This window comes from Kitasatospora sp. NPDC127060, assembly GCF_042724935.1.
Taxonomy (GTDB): Bacteria; Actinomycetota; Actinomycetes; order Streptomycetales; family Streptomycetaceae; genus Kitasatospora.
Window position 1 is genome coordinate 48,643 of the sequence record NZ_JBHXEG010000024.1, and the last position, 21,567, is coordinate 70,209.

Here is a 21,567-nt window from a genome sequence, read left to right on the forward strand (position 1 = left end):
GCGGCGCAGCAGCCGCGGTGTGGGAGGTAGATGTCGTGACGGACACGGTCGAGGCGGGCTTGGTCGAGGCCGGCGGGGGCGGCGGGCTGGAGCTGCCCGAGTCCTGGCGTGCGGTGCTCGGTGCCGAGACGGAGAAGCCGTACTTCGCGGAGCTGGCGGCCTTCGTGGCGGCCCAGCGCGCGGAGCACGAGGTGTTCCCGCCGAGCGGCCAGGAGTTCGCCGCGCTGGAGGCCACCCCGTACGAGAAGGTCCGGGTGCTCGTCCTCGGTCAGGACCCGTACCACGACAACGGCCAGGCCCACGGCATGAGCTTCTCGGTGCTGCCCGGGACGAAGACGCCGCCCTCGCTGCGCAACATCTTCAAGGAGATGGACGCCGACCTCGGCATCCCCGCCCCGGACAACGGCTACCTGATGCACTGGGCCGAGCAGGGCGTGCTGCTGCTCAACGCGGTGCTCACGGTCCGCGCGCACGAGGCCAACTCGCACAAGGCCAAGGGCTGGGAGAAGTTCACCGACGCGGTGATCAAGGCGGTGAGCGAGCGCGCGGAGCCGGTGGTCTTCGTGCTGTGGGGCAACTACGCCAAGAAGAAGCTGCCACTGATCGACACCGAGAAGCACGTGGTGGTCCATGGCGCGCACCCGTCGCCGCTGTCGGCCAAGCTGTTCTTCGGCAGCCGCCCGTTCTCGCAGATCAACACGGCGCTGGCCGGCTTCGGCGGCGAGCCGATCGACTGGCGGGTGCCGAACCTGAAGCAGGACTGATGCGCCGTCGGGCCGGTGCCCGGCCGGAGCCGCCGGTTCGGTCCGGTGCGGTGGCCGCGGGTGGACGGGTTCGGATTCCCGTTCGCCCACGGCCACTTGCCGTTCACCGCTGGCGACCGCCCGCCGGGGTGGGGTGTGCTTAGCTGGAGCCGACCGGTCGTCGGAGCGGTCCGACGGGGGTGGGAGTCAGCTCGGAGGGGCGGTACGTGCGCGGGGTGGGACGGGTGGGAACGGTTCGGTGGGCGGCGCTGATCGCCGGTCTGGCGATGCTTGCGGTCTCCGGCTGCAGCGGTGCGGACGGCGGTGCGGCGAGCAGTGGCCCCGGCGCTCCCGGCGTCTCCGCCGCGCGCCCGACGGGTGGCTCCGCCGGCCTCGACCAGCTTCCCGGACAGGCCTTCTACGTTTCCGACCAGACGAATGCCGCCCAGCAGGTCGCCGCGCTGCGCGGCCAGGGCCGCTCGGCCGAGGCCGACACCCTGCTGCGGATCGCCGCCCAGCCCTCCTCCCAGTGGCTCGGCGAGCAGGGCGCCCGGGAGATCGCCGACCAGGTGAGCCGGCGGGCCGCCGAGGCCGGCCGGACGGCCGTCTTCGTCGCCTACGACATCCCGCACCGCGACTGCGGCCAGTACTCGGCCGGTGGCGCGCCCGACGCCGCCTCCTACCGCTCCTGGATCACCGGGATCGGCCAGGCCCTCGGCGACCGCAGGGCCTGGGTGGTGCTGGAGCCGGACGCCGTCGCCCACACCCTGGACACCTGCGGGATCAAGGGCGACCTGGCCGCCGAGCGGTACGGCCTGCTGGCCTTCGCCGTCCAGGAGTTGAAGAAGCACCCCAACGTGCGGGTCTACCTCGACGCGGGCAACCCCGGCTGGGCCCAGGACCCGGAGGAGATGGCCGCCGCGCTGCGCAAGTCGGGCATTGCCACGGCGGACGGCTTCGCGGTGAACGTCGCCAACTTCTACCCGACCGACCGGAACGTGGACTACGGCAACCGGCTCTCCGCCGCCCTGGGCGGGAAGCACTTCGTCATCGACACCAGCCGCAGCGGCAACGGCTCGGCCGGCGCCGAGTCCTGGTGCAACCCGCCCGGCCGGGCGCTCGGCGAGGCGCCGACCGACGCGACCGGGCGGCCCGGGGTGGATGCCTACCTGTGGATCAAGAACCCGGGGGAGTCGGACGGCGAGTGCGGCCGCGGCGAGCCCCGGGCGGGCCAGTTCTGGCTGCCGTACGCGCTCGGGCTGGCGCAGGCGGCGCACTGACCCGCCCGTCGGCGCTGACCGGCCGCCCGTGCTGACTACCGCCCGTGCTGCCCTGTCGGCCGGTGTCTCGCGCGGCCGGTGACCGGCTCGGTGACTCGCGCGCCCGGTGACCGGCTCGGCGGCTCGGCCGCGCCGGTCAGCCGACGACCTGGACCCAGCGGGCGACCGACGGCGTGCCGGCGGCGTCCGTCAGGAACAGCATGTACCAGCCGGGCGGCAACAGGTTCGGGTTGCCCGGGAGGGTGAGCGAGACCCCGTCGGCGGTGCGGCCGGTGATGTCCAGGGCGACCGAGCGTTGCTCGACATCGGTCGCGTGGGTCACCGAACTGGGCCTGATCAGCTTGGCGGTGGTCACCGCGTCGGGCCGGGCGGTGCCGATCTTCAGGGTGCCGCCGGGCTTCGCCGTCGAAGGCGCCGCGGTGACCTCCGGGCGGTCGCCGTGGTACAGGTACGGCGGGGTGTAGATCTCGATGCGCTGCTCGAAACCGCCGGGCTGGGTCTCGGCCTTGTCGGCGAACAGCGGGTTGGAGCCCAGGACGGCGACCCGGCCGTCCGGCAGCAGCAGCGCCTCGGAGTGGTAGTCGCGGCCGACGGCGGGCTCGGCGGCGGTGCTGAAGCTGTTCGAATTCGGGTGGTACACCTGTGCCTTGAGCAGGTCGCTGTCGCCCCGGCCGCGGTAGCCGCTGGAGCCGCCGGTGGTGAACACGGTGTCGTCCGGGAGGATCACGCTGTTGAGGTAGCGGGTGCCGCCGCCCGGCAGGTCCGGGCCCGGAGTGAAGGCGGGCGCGGGGGCGGACAGGTCGACGATGTCGGTGCGGGCCGTGGACAGCGGGGACTCGCCCACCCCGCCGCCGCCGAGCACCATGACCTTCTGCGCCTGCGCGGGCGGCAGCAGCACCGAGGAGGAGGTCTCGGTCAGGTTGGGGTCGCGCAGGCCGGGCACGGGCTGGAAGGAGTCGTTCGAGAGGTCCCAGACGCCGGGCTCGCGGCCTTTGTCGGCGGGGCCGTAGCCCGCGTTGGAACCGGAGTAGAAGAGCTTGCCGCTCGCCGTCAGGAAGATGGACGGGTAGGTCGGGAAGTAGCGGTCGGGGGCCTTGGCCCAGGTCTTGGACTTCGGGTCGTAGACCTCGTTCTCGTTGCCGTCGAGGATCTGCCCGGTGTCGTCCAGGCCGGAGACGGTGACCACCCGGCCGTCGCCCAGCCCGGTCAGGGTCGGGTACCAGCGGGCGTGCGCCATGTCGGTGACCTGCTCGTACAGCTCGGTGTCCGGGTTGAACTCGAAGGCGGAGCGGATCCCCTGGTATTCCTGCTTGTCCAGGGTCAGCTTCTCGCTCTGCCCGTACAGGTTGTGCGCGTCGATGCCGGTCAGGCCCTTGATCCGGTACTGGGCGGGCGAGTTGGTCACGTAGTCGGGGCCCGTGCCGACCGCCTCCACGAACACGTGCTGCTCGCCGGCGGTGACCACGGTCTGCTTCCCGGAGCCGCTCTTGGTCGCGGCGGGGACGGTCACCTCGACGGTGCTGGCGTACTCGCGGCCGTTGGGGGCGACGAACACGGTGCCCTTGGGGAAGGTGCGGTCGTGCTCCGGGCTCTCGTTGCGCACCCGCATCATGCCGGCCGCCTTCTTCACCGCGCCTTCCAGCTTCTCGTACCGCTGGGTGCCGCCGGCCACCAGCACCCGGCCGTCCGGGAGGGAGGTGTGGCCGCCGCAGAACATGTCGGCGGGGGTGGGTACCAGCTTGTAGGTGTTCTTCGCCGGGTCCCAGAGCAGGCTCTTGAAGGTGCCCGCGTTGAACTGCTTCTCATCGTTGCCGGAGCCGGCCACGATGAGCACCTTGCCGGTGCGCAGCAGGGTGGCGTGGACGGCGTTGACCCGGAACTCGGCGGGCAGCGTCAGGGTCTGCCAGTGGCCGTACTGCGCCTTGTACTCGGGGCGGTTGATCACGTACTGGTGGTACTGGCTGCTGGCGAAACCGAGGACGGCAGGGGCGTTCATCCCGGCGACGGTCAGCGCGACGGTGCTGCCGAGGGCGAAGCGCTTGGTGCGGCCGGTCTTGTGGATCTTCACGGTGGTGATCCCCTCGGGAGGCGGGCGGGACTGGCTCAGTGGGTGGGCGTGCCGCTCTGGGCGTGGTCGGGCGGCTGCCGGCCGGGGGTGCGGCCGTCGTGTGCTTGGCTGCCGGGCGTGAGGTCGCTGTGGCCGCCGTGGGCGTGGTGGTCGCTGTGGGCGTGGTCGTCGAGTGCGGCCAGGCGCAGTTGCAGCGTCGGGCTGTCGAGCCCGTCCGGGCCCGGCCGCGCCCCCTGCGCCGGGACCCTCGCCGCCGGGACCCTTGCCGCTGCGACCCTCGCCGCTGCGACCGTCCCCGCCGGGGGTGCGGCGGCGGTACGGGCGTGGCGCGGGTGGCGCTTCTCCAGGACGACCCTGGGGGTGGCCGACGGCCCTCCGGTCACGGTGAGGGTGGCTGTGGGCGGGGTGCGCCGACGGCGGACGGCGTCGCCGGCCGAGATCAGCAGCGGCAGCACGGTCAGGACCAGGGCGATGCAGGCCCAGGTGCGCATCGCGACGTGGTCGTAGCCGGTGTGGAAGGACGCGGCCACCGCGCCGCCGAACACCAGGGCCCAGAACAGGTGGTAGCGGAAGGTGCGCAGTCCGTCGGTGCTGGCCGAACTGCCCTTGGGCGTCACCACGAAGCGGTTGCGGCGACGTACCAGCGCCTGGAGCAGCGAGGCCGCGTACACCGGGCCGCAGAGCGCCGACATCACCATGCCCGCGACCCCGGAGGAGCCGGCCGGCTCGTGCGGGCTCACGTTGTGCTTGCGGTTCCAGGTGTAGAGCAGGAGTTGGAGCGCGGCGGCGTCGCTGTAGAGCATCATCCACAGCTCCGAGGAGACGTGTACGCCGGAGGCGCCGAAGCCCAGGTAGAGCACGCTGGACACCCCGCCGAGCAGCCAGGTGAGCGCCGCCATCGGGTAGAAGCCCACCATCAGCGTGTAGTTGAGCGCCCGGCCGGGCGACAGCCGCCAGAGCACCCGCCAGTACTGGCGGAGCAGGGTCTCGTAGGTGCCGCGGCTCCAGCGCAGTTGCTGGGAGAAGAAGTCGGTCCAGGAGGACGGGCCTTCGCCCACCGCGAGCACGTCCGGGGTGTACACGGACTTCCAGCGTTCTCCTGTCTCCGGGTTGCGGCTCCGGTGGAACTCCAGACCGGTCGCCATGTCCTCCGTGATGGAGTCGTACAACCCGCCGATCGACTGGAGCGCGCGGATTCTCACGGCGTTGTTGGTTCCGACGAACATCGGTGCGCCGTAACGGTTTCCGGCGCGCTGGATGAGTGCGTGGAAGAGGTACTGCTGGCTCTCGGAGAATTTGGTGACGGCCGATCCCGAGCTGCGGTAGTTCCCGTACACCTGGGGGCCGACCACGAATGCGACGTCCGGATCGCGGAAGTAGCCGAGCATGCGCTCGCAGAAGTCGGGCAGCGGTACGTGGTCGGTGTCGACGGACACCCAGAAGTCGTAGTCGTCGCCGTGGGCCTGGAGCCAGGCGTTGTAGTTGCCGTGCTTGGTCCGGGCGCGCAACCGCCCCTTCGGCCGGTTCCAGCGCGGGTGTCCGGCGCGACTGAAGTGCCGGACGCCCAGTTCGGCGCACAGGGACTGCATTGCAGGATCGTTTCCCTCGTCCAACAGCCAGACGTCGTACGGTCCTTCGTGTCGCACCGCACGGGCCGCCGTCAGCGTGGCCCGCACCATCTCCGGCGGTTCCTTGCCCGGCACGCAGGTGGTGAGGAACGCGACCCGGGTTCCGGACTCCGGCGTCACCGGTATCGGATCGCGGGCCACCAGGGTGGCGTGGGTGTTGGAGATGACGTTGACCAGCCGGAACACCTCGACCACGGCGATGATCCCGATCATCACCTTGTCGCCCAGCAGCACCAGGGTGTTGGTCTCGTCGGCACGCTCCGGCCAGTGCTCCGGCAACAGCAACCAGACCAGCAGGATCATCTCCACCAGCGGCGCGGCCAGCAGCAGCAGGGCGGCCCGGATCCGGTGCGGCTCGTGGCGCAGCAGGCTCCGGTACTGCACCCGGTAGGGAGCGGCCGGTTCCGCGCCGGTGGACTCCCGGACGTCGGCGTCGGCGTCGGCGTCCGGGAGTCCACCGGCGCCCGGTTCCGGTCGGTAGACACCCCCGCCGAGTTCCCGGTCCTCGTCCGGATCGACCGCCGGACCCGCCAGACGACTGAAGTGACCGTAGTCGTACGGGGCTTCGGGTACCGGTATGGCGCGTAACGCGCTCTCGTCCAGCGGCCCGGCGCCTCGGCGGCGGCCCCGGCGACCGGCTCGGTCGCGTTCGTCCTTTCGCTGCGAGGACGGCGTGGTCATGGCGTACTCCCCCCGGAGTGTTGCGACGTGCTGTGCTTGGCGTTGCCCGCCCCGGCCCAGAGCTGCCCGGGTCGGCCCGGAGCCGCTTGGGTGGAACGCGGCCCGGCGGACTGCGGGAGTTCCCTGGGCACCGGGCTGTCCGACGCGCTCTGACACGCCCTGACGCGCCCCGACGCGCCCCGACATGCTCTGACGCCGGAATCCGGCACATGGGAGCCCGACGCGTGGAGTGTGTGCGACCGGTTCGATCGCGGGCCGACGCGGCGGCTCCGAATGCGGGAACCCGATGCGCTCCCCGGCTTCCCCCGTGGGCGTGAAGGGATCCCCGGCTTGCTCAACTCTCCTGGAGCGTAACGTCGATCGCAACCGCTCCACCAGACGATCGCCGCTCAGGCGTGAAGATACTACGGTTCCTGGCCACGGTGGCTTGCCATGGTGCTAATGCAGAAGAATTCGACCCGATGGTGGTTGGACGATGCCTCGGAGGGAAAGCGAACGGCCGGACCACCGGGGGGAGCCGTCTCCCCGTAAGTGGTCCGGCCGGGTGGGGCGTTGCGGTTTTCGGCGGCCGGCGGCCGGCGGTCGGCGTCCGCGGGCGGGGCCGCGGGCCGCGCGGCCTGTGGTGGCCCGTTGCACCCCGGTGCGGCTCGTGGTGCGCCGGTACGGTTCAGAGCGGGGGCAGCAGGGCGTCAGAGCGGGGAAAGCAAAGTGGCGTCGGTAGCCGCCCGCACCTCGGTGGGGCTCACCCCCGGGGCGGTCTCCACCAGGCGCAGCCCCTCCGGGGTCACGTCGACGACGGCCAGATCGGTGACGATCCGGTCCACGACCCGCCTGCCGGTGGCCGGGAGCGTGAGCTCCCGGACGATCTTCGGAGAGCCGTCCCGAGCGGTGTGCTCCATCACGACCACCAGCCGGCGGGCGCCGTGCACCAGGTCCATCGCGCCGCCCATGCCCTTGACCATCCGGCCCGGGATCATCCAGTTGGCGAGGTCACCGGCCGCCGACACCTGCATCGCGCCGAGCAGCGAGACGTCGATCCGGCCGGCCCGGATCATGCCGAAGGAGAAGGCGGAGTCGAAGTACGAGGCGCCGGGCGCGACCGTCACGGTCTCCTTCCCCGCGTTGATCAGGTCGGCGTGCTCGGCGCCCGCCACCGGGTACGGGCCCACGCCGAGGATCCCGTTCTCCGAGTGCAGCACCACCTGGACGCCCGGCGGGAGGTGGTTGGGGATCAGGGTCGGCAGACCGATACCCAGGTTCACGTACTGCCCGTCGCGCAACTCCCGGGCGGCGCGGGCGGCCAGGGCGTTGCGGGCGTCGAGGGTGTCAAGGGCGTTGCGGGCGTCGAGCGGCGCGGGGCCGGAGGCGGATGGCTGAGCGGCAGCAGCAGTGGCAGCAGCGGACACGGGTTCAGGCCTCCTGGAGGGCGGGGCGGACGGTCCGGCGCTCGATGCGGCGGTCCTCGGGATCGGCGGGCACCACCCGGTCGACGTACACCCCGGGCAGGTGCACCGCGTCGGGTGCCAGCTCGCCCGGTTCGACGATCCGGTCCGCCTCGACCAGGGTGATCCGGCCCGCCGCCGCGCAGAGCGGGTTGAAGTTGCGGGCGGCCGCGTGGAAAACGCAGTTGCCGTGCCGGTCCGCGACCTCCGCCCGGACCAGTGCGAAGTCCGCCGTGATCGCCTCCTCCAGCAGGTACCGGCGGCCGTGGAACTCCCGCACCTCCTTGGGCGGTGAGGCCAGTGCCACCGAGCCGTCCGGCGCGTAGCGCCAGGGCAGCCCGCCCTCCTCGACCTGGGTGCCGACCCCGGCCGGGGTGAAGAACGCCGGGATGCCAGCGCCGCCGGCCCGCAGCCGCTCGGCCAGCGTGCCCTGCGGGGTCAGCTCCACCTCCAACTCCCCGGTCAGGTACTGCCGGGCGAACTCCTTGTTCTCCCCGACGTACGAGGAGGTCATCCGGGCGATCCGGCCCGCCCGCAGCAAGCGGCCCAGCCCCCAGTCGTCCACCCCGCAGTTGTTCGACACCACGCGCAGCCCGGTGGTGCCGGCGTCGACTAGGCCACCGATCAGGGTGCTCGGGATGCCGCAGAGGCCGAAACCGCCGACGGCCAGCACCGCACCATCGGGGATGTCCCCGACCGCGGTGGCGGGGGAGTCCAGGACCTTGTCCAAGGGATCACCTCAGGAGGATATGGGAGGGAGAGGGAAGGAGAGGGGAGGAGGAACGGGGAGGAGGAACGGGGAGGAAGGGGGCGCGATGCGCGGCGACGGCCCGGCGTCGCACTGCTTCCACCGTCGCCGGGCACGGGGTGCCGCAGCCATGGTGGCCGGCGCCATGGACGGGGCCGGATCGGTGTCGGCGGACCACATCCGGGCGCCCGGAGAGCGGCGCGGGGCCGACGGTATGTCGACCGGAGCCACATCGCCGCAGGCTGCTACGTCGACCGGGAACATGTCGCCGGTCGCACCGCACACCTACGGTTCCGGCATCCACCCCGCCGCACCCTCAGGAGTCGGTCACCATGCGCAGCACCACAGTCCCCACCAGGACCGCCTCCGGCGCCCGTCCGGGCGGGCCCCTGACCGGTGGCCCGGCCCGGAAGCTCGCCGCCGTCGCGGCGTGTGTCCTGCTCGCCGCAGGCTGCGCCAAGGCCGGTACCGCCGGGACGGCCGCGGCGGACGGTGGCGGCGTGAAGGCCCCGGTCAAGGTCGGCCTGGTGTACTCCAAGACCGGTCCGCTGGCCGCCTACGGCAAGCAGTACCTGGACGGCTTCAAGGCCGGCCTGGGCTACGCGACCAAGGGCACGGGCGAGGTGGACGGGCACCGGATCGAGTTCGATGAGCAGGACGACGCGGGCGACCCGGCCAAGGCGGTGTCCGCCGCCAAGGACCTGATCGGCAAGGGCTACAAGGTCCTGGCCGGCTCCACTGCCTCCGGTGTGGCCCTCCAGGTCGGCCCGATCGCGGCCCAGAACAAGGTGCTCTTCATCAGTGGCCCGGCCGCCGCCGACAAGGTCACCGGTCTGAACAGGTACACCTTCCGTTCGGGTCGGCAGTCCTACCAGGACATCAGGACCGCGGCCTCGTTCATCGGTGATGCCAAGGGCAAGAAGGTCACCGTGCTCGCTCAGGACAACGCCTTCGGGCAGGCCAACGTGGCCGCCGTGAAGGCTGTGCTCGGCACCCAGGGCGCGACGGTGGAGCAGGTGCTCGCCCCACCGAGCGCCACCGACCTCACCCCCTTCGCCACCCAGGCCAAGACCGCCAAGCCCGATCTGCTGTTCGTCGCCTGGGCCGGCGACACCGCCTCGGCCCTGTGGACGGCGCTCAACCAGCAGGACGTGTTCACCGACACCAAGGTCGTCACCGGCCTGGACTTGGCCGCCTCGTACCCGCTGTTCGGCCCGGCCGGCGAGAAGATCTCCTTCCTGAACCACTACTTCGACGGGGCCGCCGGCACCCCGGTGGAGAAGGCCATGACGGAGGCCGTCACCGCCGCGGGCGGCAAGCCCGACATCTTCACCCCGGACGGCTTCACCGCCGCCCAGCTGATCGTGCACGCCGTCGAGGCCAACCACGGCTCGGTCGACGACACTTCGGCCCTGGTCAAGGCGCTGGAGGGCTGGAGCTTCGACGGGGTGAAGGGCCGCACCACGGTCCGCGCCGAGGACCACGCCCTCCTCCAGCCGATGTTCCAGGTCCGGCTGGCCGGTACCGGGGCCGCGGCCAAGCCGTCGGTGGAGAAGGCCCTGACCGCGGACGAGGTGGCGCCCCCGGTCACCCCGATGGCGGGCTGATCCCGATGCCCGCCCCAGCCGCCTCCACTCCTCCGGCCGCTTCTCCGAACCGCTCCTCTCCGCACTCCGCGCCGCAGTCCTCCCCTCCGCAGTCCTCCGATCCGCACTCCTCCGATCCGGGCATCTCCTCTCCGCGCTCCACCTCGCCCACAGCGTCGGTGCTGCGACTGGACGGACTCTGCTGGTCCGTTCGTGGTGTGCCGATCGTCGAGGACGTCTCCTTCTCGGTCGGCGAAGGCGAGTTCATCGCTTTCATCGGGCCCAACGGTGCTGGCAAGACCTCCCTCTTCAACCTGATCTCTGGCATCTATCCGGCGACCAACGGCAGCCTCCACCTCGACGGCGCGGACGTCACCGCCGAGGCCGTGCACGCCCGGGCCCGCCGTGGGCTCGGCCGTACCTTTCAGACCTCCTCCCTCTGGCCGGGGATGACCGTCGCCGACCACGTCCGGTTGGCCGCCCAGGCGGCGGCCGGGCCGGGCGCCTCCTACCGCCTCTGGCGCCGCGCCGACCGTTACGCGGAGCAGGTGGCGGACACCCTCCACCGCACCGAACTCACCCACCGTGCCGACACCCTGGCCGGAGCGCTCTCGCACGGTGAGAAGCGCAAGCTGGAGCTCGCCGTGCTGCTCGTCTCCGACCCGAGGCTGATCCTGTTGGACGAGCCGATGGCCGGTGTCAGTGCTGAGGAGGTCCCGACCCTCACCGAACTGATCCGTTCCGTTCACCGTGATCTCGGCCGGACCGTCCTGATGGTCGAGCACCACATGGACGTCCTGCTCGGCCTGGCCGACCGCCTGGCGGTGATGCACCACGGCACCCTGCTCGCCCTGGACACCCCTGAGGCCGTGATGGCCGACCCGATCGTCCAACAGGCCTATCTGGGCGAGGCGTTGTGACCTCTTCTCCGCGTCGCTCGACGCACCTGTCCTCCTCTTCTTCCTTCTCTTCCTCGGCCTCCGGTCGGTCCTCCTCGCAGTCGCCCTCCTCACGGTCGTCCGCTGTGGAACCCCTCCTCTCCGTCCGCGACCTGCGGGTGGTCATCGACGGGTTGCACATCCTGCACGGCGTTGATCTCGACGTGGCCCCTGCCGGGGTCACCGCACTGTTGGGCCGCAACGGTGCGGGCAAGACCACCACGGTGAAGGCCATCATGGGCCTGGTGCCGCGAACCGGGAGCATCCGGCTCTCCGGCGCTGAACTCTCCTCTCTCCCTGGTCATCTGGTCGTTCGTCATGGCATCGGCTATGCGCCCGAGGATCGGGGGATCTTCGTCGGCCTGACGGTCGCCGAGAACCTCCGCCTCGCCGAGCGCGGAGCCCGGGACGGGGGCGAGGCCGGCGAGCCGAACTACTCGCTCGTCCATGAACTCTTCCCCGAACTCAAGCAGCGGGCGGCACAGTTGGCCGGCACGCTCTCCGGAGGCCAGCAGCAGATGGTGGCGATCGGCCGGACGCTCCTCAACCGGAACCGGCTGATCATCGCCGACGAGCCCACCAAGGGCCTGGCGCCGAAGATCGTCGCCGAGGTGGCCGAGGTGCTGGCGCGAGCGGCCGAGGCCGTGCCCGTTCTCCTGGTCGAGCAGAACCTCGCGCTCGTCCGCCGGGTGGCCGGCACCTGCGTCGTCCTGGCCGACGGCCGGACCGCCCACCGGGGCGACACCGCCGAGCTGTTGGCCGACGAGGAGGCCGCCCGCCGCCTGCTCGGCGTCGGCTCCCGTCACCCGCTCGTCGGTGGACCTCGGCCAGCCGCCTCCTCGGCCGCCCCTGTCGTCACCTCGGAGGTGAAGCCCTGATGGACACCGTCGTTCTCCTTTCCTGTACTGGTCTCGGTCTCGGTGCGCTGTACTTCCTGGTCGCCTCCGGTCTCTCGTTGATCTTCGGTCTGATGGATGTGCTCAACTTCGCGCACGGCGCCCTGCTCTCCATCGGTGCCTATGCGACCTGGTGGGCCGGTACGGAGGCCGGCCTCTCCTTCTGGCTCGCGGTGCCGTTCGGCACCCTGGTCGGGACGGCCGCCGCCGTCCTCCTGGAGCTCTTCCTGATCCGGCCGCTCTACAGCCGCCCGCGCGACCAGATCCTCGCCACGGTCGGTGTCGGGCTCGCCGTACCCGCCCTGCTCATGGGGATCTGGGGCGCGGACGCCCGCCCCTTCCCCCAGCCGGCCCTGCTGGCCGGCACCTGGCACGTGTTCGGCGCGACCGTCCCGGTCAACCGCTTCGTGCTCGTGGCAGTCGCCGCGCTGCTGTTGCTCACTCTTCGGTTGTTCCTCGCCCGTACCCGCTACGGGCTGATCGTCCGGGCCGGCGTGGAGGACCGGGCCATGGTCACCGCGCTCGGCATCGACGTCCGGAAGGCGTTCACCCTCGTCTTCGCCATCGGTGGGGCGGCCGCCGCGCTCGGTGGCGCCCTCGGCGGCCTCTACTTCGGTTCGGTCAATCCCGGTCAGGGGACCAGCCTGCTCATCTTCGCCTTCGTCGTCGTGGTGATGGGTGGCATGGGATCCGTGACCGGTGCCGCCGCCGCCTCGGTGGGCGTCGGCCTCGTCCAGCAGTTCGCCAACTACTACACCGGCGCCGGGCTCGGCGACCTCTCGGTCGTCGTCCTGCTCGCAGTGCTGCTTCTGGTCCGACCCCGTGGACTCACCGGGAGGCTCGCGTGAGCGCCGAAACTCCGATCACGAGCACCGGTGGCCCCGCGGCCGCCCGCGGCGCCGCCACCTCGGCAGGGGGGACTGACACCAGCCCTGCCGTGATTGCCATGTCAGCAGAGGGGACTGACACCAGCTCCGCCGACACCACCACTATGACGAGGGGGACTGACACCGGCCTCGTCGGAACCCATTGTGAACACGGGGACGAGTCCCGCACCATCCCTCGAACAGGTGATTCAGTCACTAACCGCTGGACAGTGCTGCACGGAACGCTACGCTGGTGGCCGATCGCCCTGCTGATCACGCTCCTTGTCGCCCCATACAGTGCGCTTCCCGTCCCGGGACTGCTCGACGGCCCGCTCGGCAGCCCCGGAAGTCTCCAACTCATCGCCCTGTGCCTGCTCTACGGGGCCCTCGCCACCGGCTACGACCTCCTGCTCGGTCGCACCGGACTGCTCTCCTTCGGCCACGCGCTCTACTTCGCGACCGGCCTCTACGCCACCGACCTCGGCATGCTCGAACTACGGCTCCCCTTCGCCGCCGCCGCGGTGTTCGGCGTCGTCTGCACCGCCCTGCTGGCCCTGCTGCTCGGATCGGTGAGCCTGCGGGTCACCGGCATCGGCTTCTCCATGGTCACCCTCGCCTTCGCCCAGGCCGGCGCGATCCTCGTCCAGCGCAACCCCGGTGGTGTCACCGGGGGCGAGGAGGGCCGCTCCGCCCCGGCCCAACTGCTGCCCTCCGGCCTGCTCGGGATCGAGAACACCGCCAACCTCTACTGGATCGCCGTCGGTTACCTGGTGCTGACGGTCGTCGCGGTCCACTGGGCCGTCAACTCCCCGGCCGGGCGGGTCTGGGAGGGCATCAGGGAGAACGAGCGCCGGGTGGAGGTGCTCGGACTGCGGCCCTACGGCTACAAGTTGGTCGCCTTCGTGCTGGCCGGCGCGCTCGCCGGGCTGGGCGGAGTGGTCTACCTGCTGCTCGCCGGCGGGGCCACCCCGCAGGCCGCAGGCTCGGACGCGACGCTCGCGCTGCTGGTCATGGTGGTCCTCGGCGGCTCCGGCAGCCGTTGGGGGCCGCTGCTCGGCGGTGTGCTCTACACCTGGGCCGGCCACCGCCTCGGGGACCTCGCCAACTCGAGCGCGGTCGCGGACCTGCCCGCGGTGCTACGCGTCCCGCTCTCCCAACCCCCGTTCCTGCTGGGCACCCTGTTCGTCGCCGTGGTCTACCTGCTCCCCGGCGGCCTGGCCGGACTGCCCGCCCGCATCCGCGCCGCCCGATCCGCCCGCTCGGCCCGTACGCCGGCCGGCGTACGCGCCGCCCGCTCCACCGGAGGTACCCCCGCGTGAGTCGATCACCCCTGAAGCCCGAGGAGTCGACCGTCCCCGTACCCGGCGGGGACCTGGCCGTCCTACGCTGGCCGGCCGACCGACCGGGTGCTCCGACGGTCGTGGCGGTGCATGGCATCACCGCCAACGGCCTGGCCTGGTACGAGGTCGCCCGCCGCCTCGCCGGCCGGGTCACCCTGCTCGCGCCCGACCTCCGGGGCCGCAGTGCCAGCCGCTCGGTCGCCGGACCGTACGGGTTGGCCCGGCACGCCGACGACGTCGCCGCACTGATCGCCGCCCTTGATGCGGGGCCGGTCACGGTCGTCGGCCACTCGATGGGGGCCTGGGTCACCGCGCTGGCCGCCGTCCGGCACCCCCAACTCGTCCGCAGGGTCCTGCTGGTGGACGGTGCGCTGAGCTTCCCGCTCCCGGAGGGCGTCCGCGAGGAGGACGCCCTGGCCGCGGTGCTCGGCCCCGCGCTGGCCCGGCTGTCGATGACCTTCCCGGACCGCGCCGCCTACCGGGAGTTCTGGCGGCGCCACCCGGCGCTCGGTGACGACTGGTCCGACGGGATCGACGCCTACACCCAGCGCGACCTCGTCGGCGCCGAGCCCGAACTGCGCTCCTCCTGTGTGCTGGAGGCCGTGCAGACCGACGGCGCCCAGGTCCTGCTGGACCAAGAGGCTGCCGGGGCCGTGCACCGACTGCCTTGCCCGGCCGAACTGCTGTGGGCGGAACGCGGCCTGCTCGACGAGCCGCAGGGCCTCTACGACCAGCAGCGGATCGGGCTGTCCGGGCTGGACCGTGATCGGGTACCGGCCTCGCCGGTGCCGGACACCAACCACTACTCGATCCTCTGGGGCGAGGCGGGGGCCGACCTCATCGCCCGCAAGTTGCTCGCGGACGTCCCCGCGGCCGAGTAGTCGCCCGAGCCGGAACGGCCGCGGCCGGCGGGGTGCGAACACCCGCCGGCCGTAACGGTCAGTCCAGGCCTCGTCGCCCCGATCCCGTCGGTCCCGGTCCCGGTCCAGTCCCGCCGGTCCGGTCCAGTCCCGCCGGTCCGGTCCGGTCCGGTCCTGTCGAGTCCGGTCCGCCCCGGGCGGGTCAGCCCGCCGCGCCGAGGAAGGCTTCCCAGCCGCCCGCCGGCGCCTGGCCGACGTTGAGGGTGCGCAGCTTGCGCAGGGTCGACTGGTCCTGCACCTCCAGCCATTCGACCAGCTGCTTGAACGAGACCAGCCGGACCTCGGGCTTGCCGGCGATGGCCTTGAGGGCCTCTTCGACGGCGTCCATGTAGATGCCGCCGTTCCACTGCTCGAAGTGGTTGCCGACGAAGAACGGTGCGCGGTTGCTGTTGTAGGCGCGTTCGAAGCCGGCCAGGTAGGAGTTGGTGGCCTGGGTCCGCCAGTCGTTGTACTTGGACGGGTCGCCCTTGGTGCTGCCGCTGGACTGGTTGGCCAGGATGTTGTAGTCCATCGAGAGCACCTGGAAGGTGTGCCCGGGGAAGGGAATGGACTGCAGCGGGAAGTCCCAGATCTTGCCGTCCTGCACCTTCTGGGGCCATATCTGCAGACCACCGGAGGAGCTGGCGTCGTACTTCCAGCCCAGCTTGGCGATGGTCGGCAGCAGCGCCTTCTGGCCCTCCAGGCACGGGGTGCGGCCGCCTATGAGCTCCTTCTTGTAGTCGAAGGGCAGCGGGTCGACGTCGGTGAAGCCGGTGTTGGTCCGCCACTGGGTGACGAAGGAGATCGCCTGGTCGATCTCGCTCTGCCAGTCCTCCGGGGTCCACATGTTGACCCCGTTCTTGTCCGGACGGCTGGAGCAGAAGTGCCCGTTGAAGTGGGTGCCGATCTCGTGTCCGGCCAGCCAGGCCTGGCTGACGAGCTTGAGGGTGCTCTTGACCGCGCCGTCCGACAGGTACGGGATGTCGGAGGCGCCGACCGCGTGCTTCGGCGGGTGGTACATCTGGGACTTGCCCTTGGGCAGGGCGTAGATGCCGGAGAGGAAGAAGGTCATCGTGGCCTTGTACTGCTCCGCCAGCTTGAGGAAGCGGGGGAACTGGCCGTCATCGGTGCCGCCCGCGCCGTCCCAGGAGAACACCACGAACTGCGGCGGGCGCTCGCCGGGCTTGAGCTTCTCGGGCTTGGGCTGGTTCGGCTGCGGGCCGGTGTCCGCGTTGGAGCCGTCGCCGATCGGGCTGCCCTTGGGCACTACGGCCTGGGTCGGGTCGGTGGTGCCGGACTGGCCGGAGTTCCCACTGCCGCCGGAGGAAGGTGAGGTGGAGTTCTGCCCCGAACCGGATCCGCCGCTGGAACAGGCCGAGACCGCGCCGAGGGCTGCGGTCGCCGCGGTTGCACTGAGCACCGTCCTGCGCGAGATGCTGGTCATGGTCTCCCCTGGGTGCCGATGACCGGTGGTGAGGGCGGCCCGGGGCCGTACCGGTCAAATCGGGCAATTGATGAATATTCCGCCGTTAGCATGTCATGTCGCCGCAGCGGTTTCCAAGGTCGCCCGGCCCCGACGACAGTCAACACGCGGGGAACGCCAGACCGGGCTGCAGGGATTCGTCGTCTGTTGCGGTCCTGTGACGCTTCGCACCGCACGGCGTCAGGGGAGTACGGTACCGCCGCTCTGTCCCGCTTGGTCAGAGTTCGTCAGCGCTCGGTACGGGCCATCGCCTGTAAGGGAAAATTGTGCTCCTGACGGAGCCCCGTGGCCGGATCGCGCCGACCGTCCGGGGCCGGTCAGAGCGCGGCCAGCCGCCGGTTGCGACGCACTATTCGCGCGATCGCGGTGCTGACGGCGGTCGCCGCCGCGCAGGACACGGCCAGACTCAGCCAGGCCGTGTTGAACCAGTGGCTGTTCAGCCAGCCCAGCGTCACGATGTAGGCGGCCCAGACCAGCGCCGCCAGCGCCGACCAGTGCAGGAAGCGGTGCGGGTGGGCGGGGGAATGGCCGATGGCCAGGTCCAGGACGGTTCGCCCGGCCGGAACGAACCGTGCGACCACGACCATCGCGGCCGCCCCGCCGTGCGGGCGCTCGACCAGTGACTGCTGGACCCTGGCGACGCTGGCCGCCAGTTTCGGACGCTGGGCCAGTCTGCGCTGCAACACCGGGGCGCCGCGCCGTGCGAGGTGCAGCAACAGGAGGTCGCCGAGGAAGGAGGCCACCGCCACGCCCAGGCCGAGCATTATCGGAGCGCCGTTGATCTGAGCCGTCTTGAGCACGGCCAGGATGACCAGCGTGCCGCTCGGGATGAAGGGGAGTAGCGCGTCGCCGAGTACGGCGAAGAGCGCAAGGGCGCAGATCCACGAGGATCCGATCGCCGCCACGAAGTTCAAGGCCTTACTCCCTCCACGCCGCCCTGGTGGAGCGGGTGGCTCTGAGGCCAACGCTAGCGCCTCGACTTTTCATCTCATGAAGCACCCCGGGGCGGCGGAGGTCACACCAGGGGCCTCGGCTTCAGGGTTCGGTCGCGCCGCACGGCCCACCCGCGGGCGGACAGGGCACTGGGTTCGGCCGCGACGGGCCGGCGGGTGAGGGCGGCGAAGGAGCGCCGGAAACGGAACGAGCCCCCGGGGCGGGGTGCCGCGCCGAGGGCTCGCAGGGATCGTCCGGTGCTGGTCCAGCCCGGCGACCTTGCTGACGGAACGCGGATCCGCTCGGTGATCCAGCTCCTGATCGCCAGCCTGCCCGATGCCCGCGGCCGATCGCGAGCGATGCGGCTGGCGACTTCCGACCCTGGCGTGAAGTCGCCATCCGTGTCCGCTCACTGGCTCTGAGTCATCCGAACGGTCGGTCGGCCGACCGGTGCTCAACCGGCCGCGATGCAGCGGAAACTCACGCGAATCTCATCCGGTCGGCAGTCGAACCGCGCCCGGAACGCACCCGGAACTCACCGGGATCGCTCCTGCATCGGGCGCCCGGCACGGGAACAGTGGGCCCGTGGCGGTGGTTGACGTCCCTCGGCAGCAGCGACCGCCGGGCCTCCGAGGCCCGCGCGGCCGCCCACGACGGCCCGGCTCGCAGGAGAGCCGGACCACCACAGCCAGGAGGGCGGACGGCATGACCACCGAGGACCAGCAGGAGCACGGAACCGGGCCGGGGGCCAGCGAGGCGATCCGGGGCACCGCCCGCGGCACGGCCCCCGCTCCGCTCTCGATCCTCGACCTGGCCACCGTCGGCGTCGGCTACACGCCCAGCGAGGCCCTGGCCGCCACTACCGAGCTGGCCCGCCGGGCTGAGCAGTGGGGGTACCACCGCTTCTGGGTCGCCGAGCACCACGGCATGCCCGGAGTGGCCAGCTCGACCCCGGCCGTCCTGCTCGCCCACCTCGGGGCCCACACCACGACGCTCCGGCTCGGCTCCGGCGGCGTCATGCTCCCCAACCACGCACCGCTGGCCATCGCCGAGCAGTTCGGTCTGCTGGAGGCCCTGCACCCGGGCCGGATCGACCTCGGGCTCGGCCGCGCCCCCGGCACCGACCCCGCCACCGCCCGCGCGCTGCGCCGTGGCGTCAGCGAGGGCGCGGACGACTTCCCGCTGCAACTCTCCGAACTGACCCACTTCCTGGACGGCGACTTCCCCTCCGGCCACCCGTACGAGCGGCTGACCGCCGTGCCCAAGGGCGAGGGCCGCCCGCCGGTCTGGCTGCTCGGGTCCTCCGGCTTCAGCGCCCAGCTGGCCGGCCGGCTCGGCCTGCCGTTCGCCTTCGCCCACCACTTCAGCAGCGCCAACACCGTCCCGGCCCTGGACCTGTACCGGGCGTCCTTCCGCCCCTCCGCCGTGCTCGACGAGCCGTACGCGCTGATCGGCGTGAGCGCCGTCGCCGCCGACGACGAGAACGCCGCCCGCCGGCTCGCCCGTTCCGCGGCCCTCGGCATGCTCCGGCTGCGGCGCGGCAACCCCGGTCCGATCCCCACCCCGGAGGAGGCGGAGGACTACCCGTACAGCCCGGTCGAGGCGGACTTCATCGACAGCTGGCTCGACAACGTGGTGCTGGGCGCCCCGGGCCAGGTCGCGGACGGGCTGGAGGCCCTGCGCAAGCGGACCGGGGTGGACGAGCTGATGGTCACCTCGCACATTCACGGCCACGAGGCCCGGCTCCGGTCCTACGGCCTGATCGCCGAGGCGTACGGCCTTGCCGCCACGGCCTGACGGTCTGACCGCCAAGGCCTGACCGACAGCGTCTGACCGCCACAGCCGGACGACGACTGCCGAGCGCCGATGCTCCCGCTTCCGGCTCGCACCTTCCGCTCCCGCCCCGCCTGCCTCAACGGCCGGTCGGGGCGGGGCGGCCCTCCCGGAGTATGGCCGCGACCAGTTCGGCCTCGCCGGGCCGGGCGAAGTACCAGCCCTGGGCGGTGTCGCAGCCGGTGAGCCGGAGCCGCTCGGCCTGGGCAGCGCTCTCGATGCCCTCGGCGGTGACGGTCAGGCCGAGGGTGTGGGCCAGCTGCACCATCGCACCGACGATCTGCTCGTCCGCGTCGCTGCGCCGGGAGCGGAGTGCCGGAAGGGTCGGCCGGTCAGGCCCACCGGACCCGCCCGGCCCGCCAGATCGGTCGGACCCGCTTGACCCGCCAGACCGGTCAGGCCCGCCTGGCCCGCCAGACCGGTCCGACCCGTCGGACCCGCCAGGTCGGTCCGTCGCCGCCGTGCCCGCGGCGGCGACCGGCGCCGGGTCGCGGAAGCCCTCGATGAACGTCCCGTCGAGCTTCAGGACGTGCACCGGCAGCCGGGAGAGGTAGGCCAGGTTGGAGTAGCCGGTGCCGAAGTCGTCGATCGCGATCCGCACGCCCATGTCGGCGAGCGCCTGCAGGGCCTGCAGCGGTCGGCCGCCGGGGCCGAGCAGGGCGCTCTCGGTGATCTCCAACTGGAGCAGCCGGGCGGGCAGGCCGGTGCGTTCGAGGGCCCGGGCGACGTCGGCGACCACGTCGGAGTCCCAGATCTGGCGGGCCGCCAGGTTGACGCTCACGAAGGTCTCGGTGTCCGGGAACTCGGTGAGCCACTGCCGGGCCTGTCGGCAGGACTCCTCCAGCACCCACTTGCCGAGCGGCACGATGGCGCCGGACTCCTCGGCGAGCGGGATGAAGCGGTCGGGGGAGAGCGTCCCGTACCGGGGGTGGCGCCAGCGGACCAGCGCCTCGGCGCCGTGCACCGTGCCGTCGGCCAGGCCGACCAGCGGCTGGTACTCGATGGTGAACTCGCCGCGCTCCAGGGCCGGCCGCAGCGCGGTGGCGAGGCGCTGGCGGGTGAGCTGGTGGGCGCCGCGGTCCGGGTCGTAGAGGGTCCAGCGGGCGCGGCCGTCGGCCTTGGACCAGTAGAGCGTGGCGTCGGCGTCCTTGACCAGGTCGGTCGGGGTGGTCTCGTGCACCGACCGTTCGACGACGCCGACGCTGGCGGTGATCACCAGCCGGTGTCCGGCGACGTCGAAGGGACGTTCCAGCACCTCCAGGATCCGGTCGGCCAGCGCGGTCAGCTGCGCGCTGTCGGTGCTGTCGCTGACCAGGACGGCGAACTCGTCGCCGCCCATCCGGGCCACCAGGTGGGCGTCCGGTCCGGAGAAACTGCTCCGCAGTCGGGCGGCGACGGCGATCAGCAGCTGGTCGCCGACGTGGTGGCCGAGGGTCTCGTTGATCGCGGCGAAGCCGTCCAGGTCCAGGTAGCAGACGCCCACCCGCCGTCCGTCCGCCGCAACCGCCGCAACCGGCGCAGCCACCGCCGCCACCGACTCGGGAGCCGTGCGCTGGTCCCCGGTGCCCGGCAGGCAGGCGGCGTCGAGCCGTTCGAAGAAGAAGGTCCGGTTGGGCAGCCGGGTCAGCGGGTCGTGCAGGGCCTGGTACTCCAGGCGGTCGCCGAGCCGGCGCTGCTCGGTGAGGTCCTCGACCAGCGCGAGGGTGTAGAGCGGCTGCCCGGCAGGGTCCCGGATCAGCGAGACGGTCACCTTGCTCCAGACCGTGTGGCCCTCGCGGTGCCGCAGCTGCTTCTCCACCCGGAACCGTTCCCGCCCGCCGTGGACGAGCCCGGCGAAGAGCCGGTGCGGCAGGCCCTCCGGGTCGATGATCTCGTGCAGGTGGGTGCGGGCCAGCTCGCCGACGTCGCGGCCGATCAGGGCGGCGAAGGCGGGGTTGACCTCGATGATCCGGTCCTCGGGGTCGATCAGCGCCATGCCGATGACGGCATCGCAGAAGGCGGCGCGGAACCGGGACTCACTGGCCCGGAGCGCCGCCATCAGCCGGTCGGGGCCGCCGTCCGGCCCGCCGGGGGCGTCGACGGCACCGGAGTGCGGGCCGTCCGCCAGCGGGGCCGAGCAGGTCGGGCAGAGCAGCACCCCCGGGTCCTCCAGGGTGCCGCAGGCCGTAGCCGTAGCCATGGCGGTGGCCGTAGCCGCGGCGGG

General features: G+C 72.0%; 17 protein-coding genes. 10 read left to right on the forward strand and 7 right to left on the reverse strand.

What is annotated here, in order from left to right; genetic code table 11:
- Positions 1 to 35 precede the first annotated feature (35 nt).
- Both ACFWIS_RS16045 and ACFWIS_RS16050 read left to right on the forward strand, forming a co-directional pair.
- Positions 36 to 764, forward strand: a complete 729-nt coding sequence (locus ACFWIS_RS16045; RefSeq protein WP_380458606.1) for a uracil-DNA glycosylase — start codon at positions 36 to 38, stop codon at positions 762 to 764.
- Positions 765 to 988: 224 nt separating this feature from the next.
- Positions 989 to 2,023, forward strand: coding sequence for a glycoside hydrolase family 6 protein (locus tag ACFWIS_RS16050; protein ID WP_380458604.1), 1,035 nt, complete (start codon positions 989 to 991; stop codon positions 2,021 to 2,023).
- A 136-nt stretch (positions 2,024 to 2,159) separates the two neighbouring features.
- Here ACFWIS_RS16050 and ACFWIS_RS16055 read toward each other — a convergent pair whose 3' ends face one another.
- The 4 genes from ACFWIS_RS16055 to ACFWIS_RS16070 all read right to left on the reverse strand — a co-directional run bounded on the left by ACFWIS_RS16055 (position 2,160) and on the right by ACFWIS_RS16070 (position 8,572).
- Positions 2,160 to 4,091, reverse strand: coding sequence for a galactose oxidase-like domain-containing protein (locus ACFWIS_RS16055; RefSeq protein ID WP_380458602.1), 1,932 nt, complete (start codon positions 4,089 to 4,091; stop codon positions 2,160 to 2,162).
- Positions 4,092 to 4,126: 35 nt separating this feature from the next.
- The gene (locus tag ACFWIS_RS16060) at positions 4,127 to 6,400 is read right to left on the reverse strand and encodes a glycosyltransferase family 2 protein (RefSeq protein WP_380523877.1); all 2,274 of its coding nucleotides are present in this window, start codon (positions 6,398 to 6,400) and stop codon (positions 4,127 to 4,129) included.
- Between the two features lie 689 nt (positions 6,401 to 7,089).
- Positions 7,090 to 7,704 (reverse strand): 3-oxoacid CoA-transferase subunit B, encoded by a 615-nt coding sequence (locus ACFWIS_RS16065; RefSeq protein WP_380461257.1) that lies wholly within the window; start codon positions 7,702 to 7,704, stop codon positions 7,090 to 7,092.
- 106 nt (positions 7,705 to 7,810) lie between these two features.
- Positions 7,811 to 8,572 carry a CoA transferase subunit A gene (locus ACFWIS_RS16070; RefSeq protein WP_380461254.1) on the reverse strand — a complete coding sequence of 254 codons (762 nt, stop codon included), beginning with the start codon at positions 8,570 to 8,572 and terminating at the stop codon, positions 7,811 to 7,813.
- A gap of 350 nt (positions 8,573 to 8,922) precedes the next feature.
- On the opposite strand from ACFWIS_RS16070, the gene ACFWIS_RS16075 reads away from it, so the two are divergent.
- The 6 genes from ACFWIS_RS16075 to ACFWIS_RS16100 all read left to right on the forward strand — a co-directional run bounded on the left by ACFWIS_RS16075 (position 8,923) and on the right by ACFWIS_RS16100 (position 15,097).
- Positions 8,923 to 10,197 (forward strand): substrate-binding domain-containing protein, encoded by a 1,275-nt coding sequence (locus ACFWIS_RS16075; protein WP_380461253.1) that lies wholly within the window; start codon positions 8,923 to 8,925, stop codon positions 10,195 to 10,197.
- A 5-nt stretch (positions 10,198 to 10,202) separates the two neighbouring features.
- A complete protein-coding gene (locus tag ACFWIS_RS16080) occupies positions 10,203 to 11,096 on the forward strand; it encodes an ABC transporter ATP-binding protein (RefSeq protein WP_380461252.1) in 894 nt (297 codons plus the stop codon).
- Between the two features lie 104 nt (positions 11,097 to 11,200).
- Positions 11,201 to 11,992 carry an ABC transporter ATP-binding protein gene (locus ACFWIS_RS16085; protein WP_380461251.1) on the forward strand — a complete coding sequence of 264 codons (792 nt, stop codon included), beginning with the start codon at positions 11,201 to 11,203 and terminating at the stop codon, positions 11,990 to 11,992.
- Positions 11,992 to 12,858: a branched-chain amino acid ABC transporter permease gene (locus ACFWIS_RS16090; protein WP_380461250.1), complete on the forward strand. Its 867-nt coding sequence runs from the start codon at positions 11,992 to 11,994 to the stop codon at positions 12,856 to 12,858. The genes ACFWIS_RS16085 and ACFWIS_RS16090 overlap by 1 nt, the downstream gene beginning before the upstream one ends.
- A 248-nt stretch (positions 12,859 to 13,106) precedes the next feature.
- A complete protein-coding gene (locus ACFWIS_RS16095) occupies positions 13,107 to 14,195 on the forward strand; it encodes a branched-chain amino acid ABC transporter permease (protein WP_380461249.1) in 1,089 nt (362 codons plus the stop codon).
- On the forward strand, positions 14,192 to 15,097 hold the full coding sequence (locus ACFWIS_RS16100; protein ID WP_380461248.1) for an alpha/beta fold hydrolase: 906 nt from the start codon (positions 14,192 to 14,194) through the stop codon (positions 15,095 to 15,097). Before ACFWIS_RS16095 ends, ACFWIS_RS16100 begins: the two co-directional genes overlap by 4 nt.
- Positions 15,098 to 15,278: 181 nt before the next feature.
- Here the strand turns inward: ACFWIS_RS16100 and ACFWIS_RS16105 are convergent, their stop codons facing one another.
- Entirely contained in the window at positions 15,279 to 16,559 is a 1,281-nt protein-coding gene (locus ACFWIS_RS16105) for a hypothetical protein (RefSeq protein ID WP_380461247.1), read from the reverse strand.
- Between the two features lie 356 nt (positions 16,560 to 16,915).
- Entirely contained in the window at positions 16,916 to 17,503 is a 588-nt protein-coding gene (locus ACFWIS_RS16110) for a DedA family protein (RefSeq protein WP_380461256.1), read from the reverse strand.
- Positions 17,504 to 17,788: 285 nt separating this feature from the next.
- Here ACFWIS_RS16110 and ACFWIS_RS16115 point away from each other — a divergent pair, with 285 nt between their 5' ends.
- Positions 17,789 to 17,953 carry a hypothetical protein gene (locus tag ACFWIS_RS16115; RefSeq protein ID WP_380523879.1) on the forward strand — a complete coding sequence of 55 codons (165 nt, stop codon included), beginning with the start codon at positions 17,789 to 17,791 and terminating at the stop codon, positions 17,951 to 17,953.
- Between the two features lie 283 nt (positions 17,954 to 18,236).
- The gene (locus ACFWIS_RS16120; protein ID WP_380461246.1) at positions 18,237 to 19,328 is read left to right on the forward strand and encodes an LLM class flavin-dependent oxidoreductase; all 1,092 of its coding nucleotides are present in this window, start codon (positions 18,237 to 18,239) and stop codon (positions 19,326 to 19,328) included.
- 115 nt (positions 19,329 to 19,443) lie between these two features.
- Here the strand turns inward: ACFWIS_RS16120 and ACFWIS_RS16125 are convergent, their stop codons facing one another.
- Positions 19,444 to 21,543, reverse strand: coding sequence for a putative bifunctional diguanylate cyclase/phosphodiesterase (locus ACFWIS_RS16125; RefSeq protein ID WP_380461245.1), 2,100 nt, complete (start codon positions 21,541 to 21,543; stop codon positions 19,444 to 19,446).
- Between the last annotated feature and the right edge of the window lie 24 nt (positions 21,544 to 21,567).

Bases quoted from the DNA above. Each gene is read 5' to 3' on its own strand.
- ACFWIS_RS16060 (WP_380523877.1), bottom strand. From the start codon at position 6,400: ATGACCACGCCGTCCTCGCAGCGAAAGGACGAACGCGACCGAGCCGGT.
- ACFWIS_RS16075 (WP_380461253.1), top strand. From the start codon at position 8,923: ATGCGCAGCACCACAGTCCCCACCAGGACCGCCTCCGGCGCCCGTCCG.
- ACFWIS_RS16080 (WP_380461252.1), top strand. From the start codon at position 10,203: ATGCCCGCCCCAGCCGCCTCCACTCCTCCGGCCGCTTCTCCGAACCGC.
- ACFWIS_RS16090 (WP_380461250.1), top strand. From the start codon at position 11,992: ATGGACACCGTCGTTCTCCTTTCCTGTACTGGTCTCGGTCTCGGTGCG.
- ACFWIS_RS16105 (WP_380461247.1), bottom strand. From the start codon at position 16,559: ATGACCAGCATCTCGCGCAGGACGGTGCTCAGTGCAACCGCGGCGACC.
- ACFWIS_RS16120 (WP_380461246.1), top strand. From the start codon at position 18,237: ATGACCACCGAGGACCAGCAGGAGCACGGAACCGGGCCGGGGGCCAGC.
- ACFWIS_RS16125 (WP_380461245.1), bottom strand. From the start codon at position 21,543: ATGGCTACGGCTACGGCCTGCGGCACCCTGGAGGACCCGGGGGTGCTG.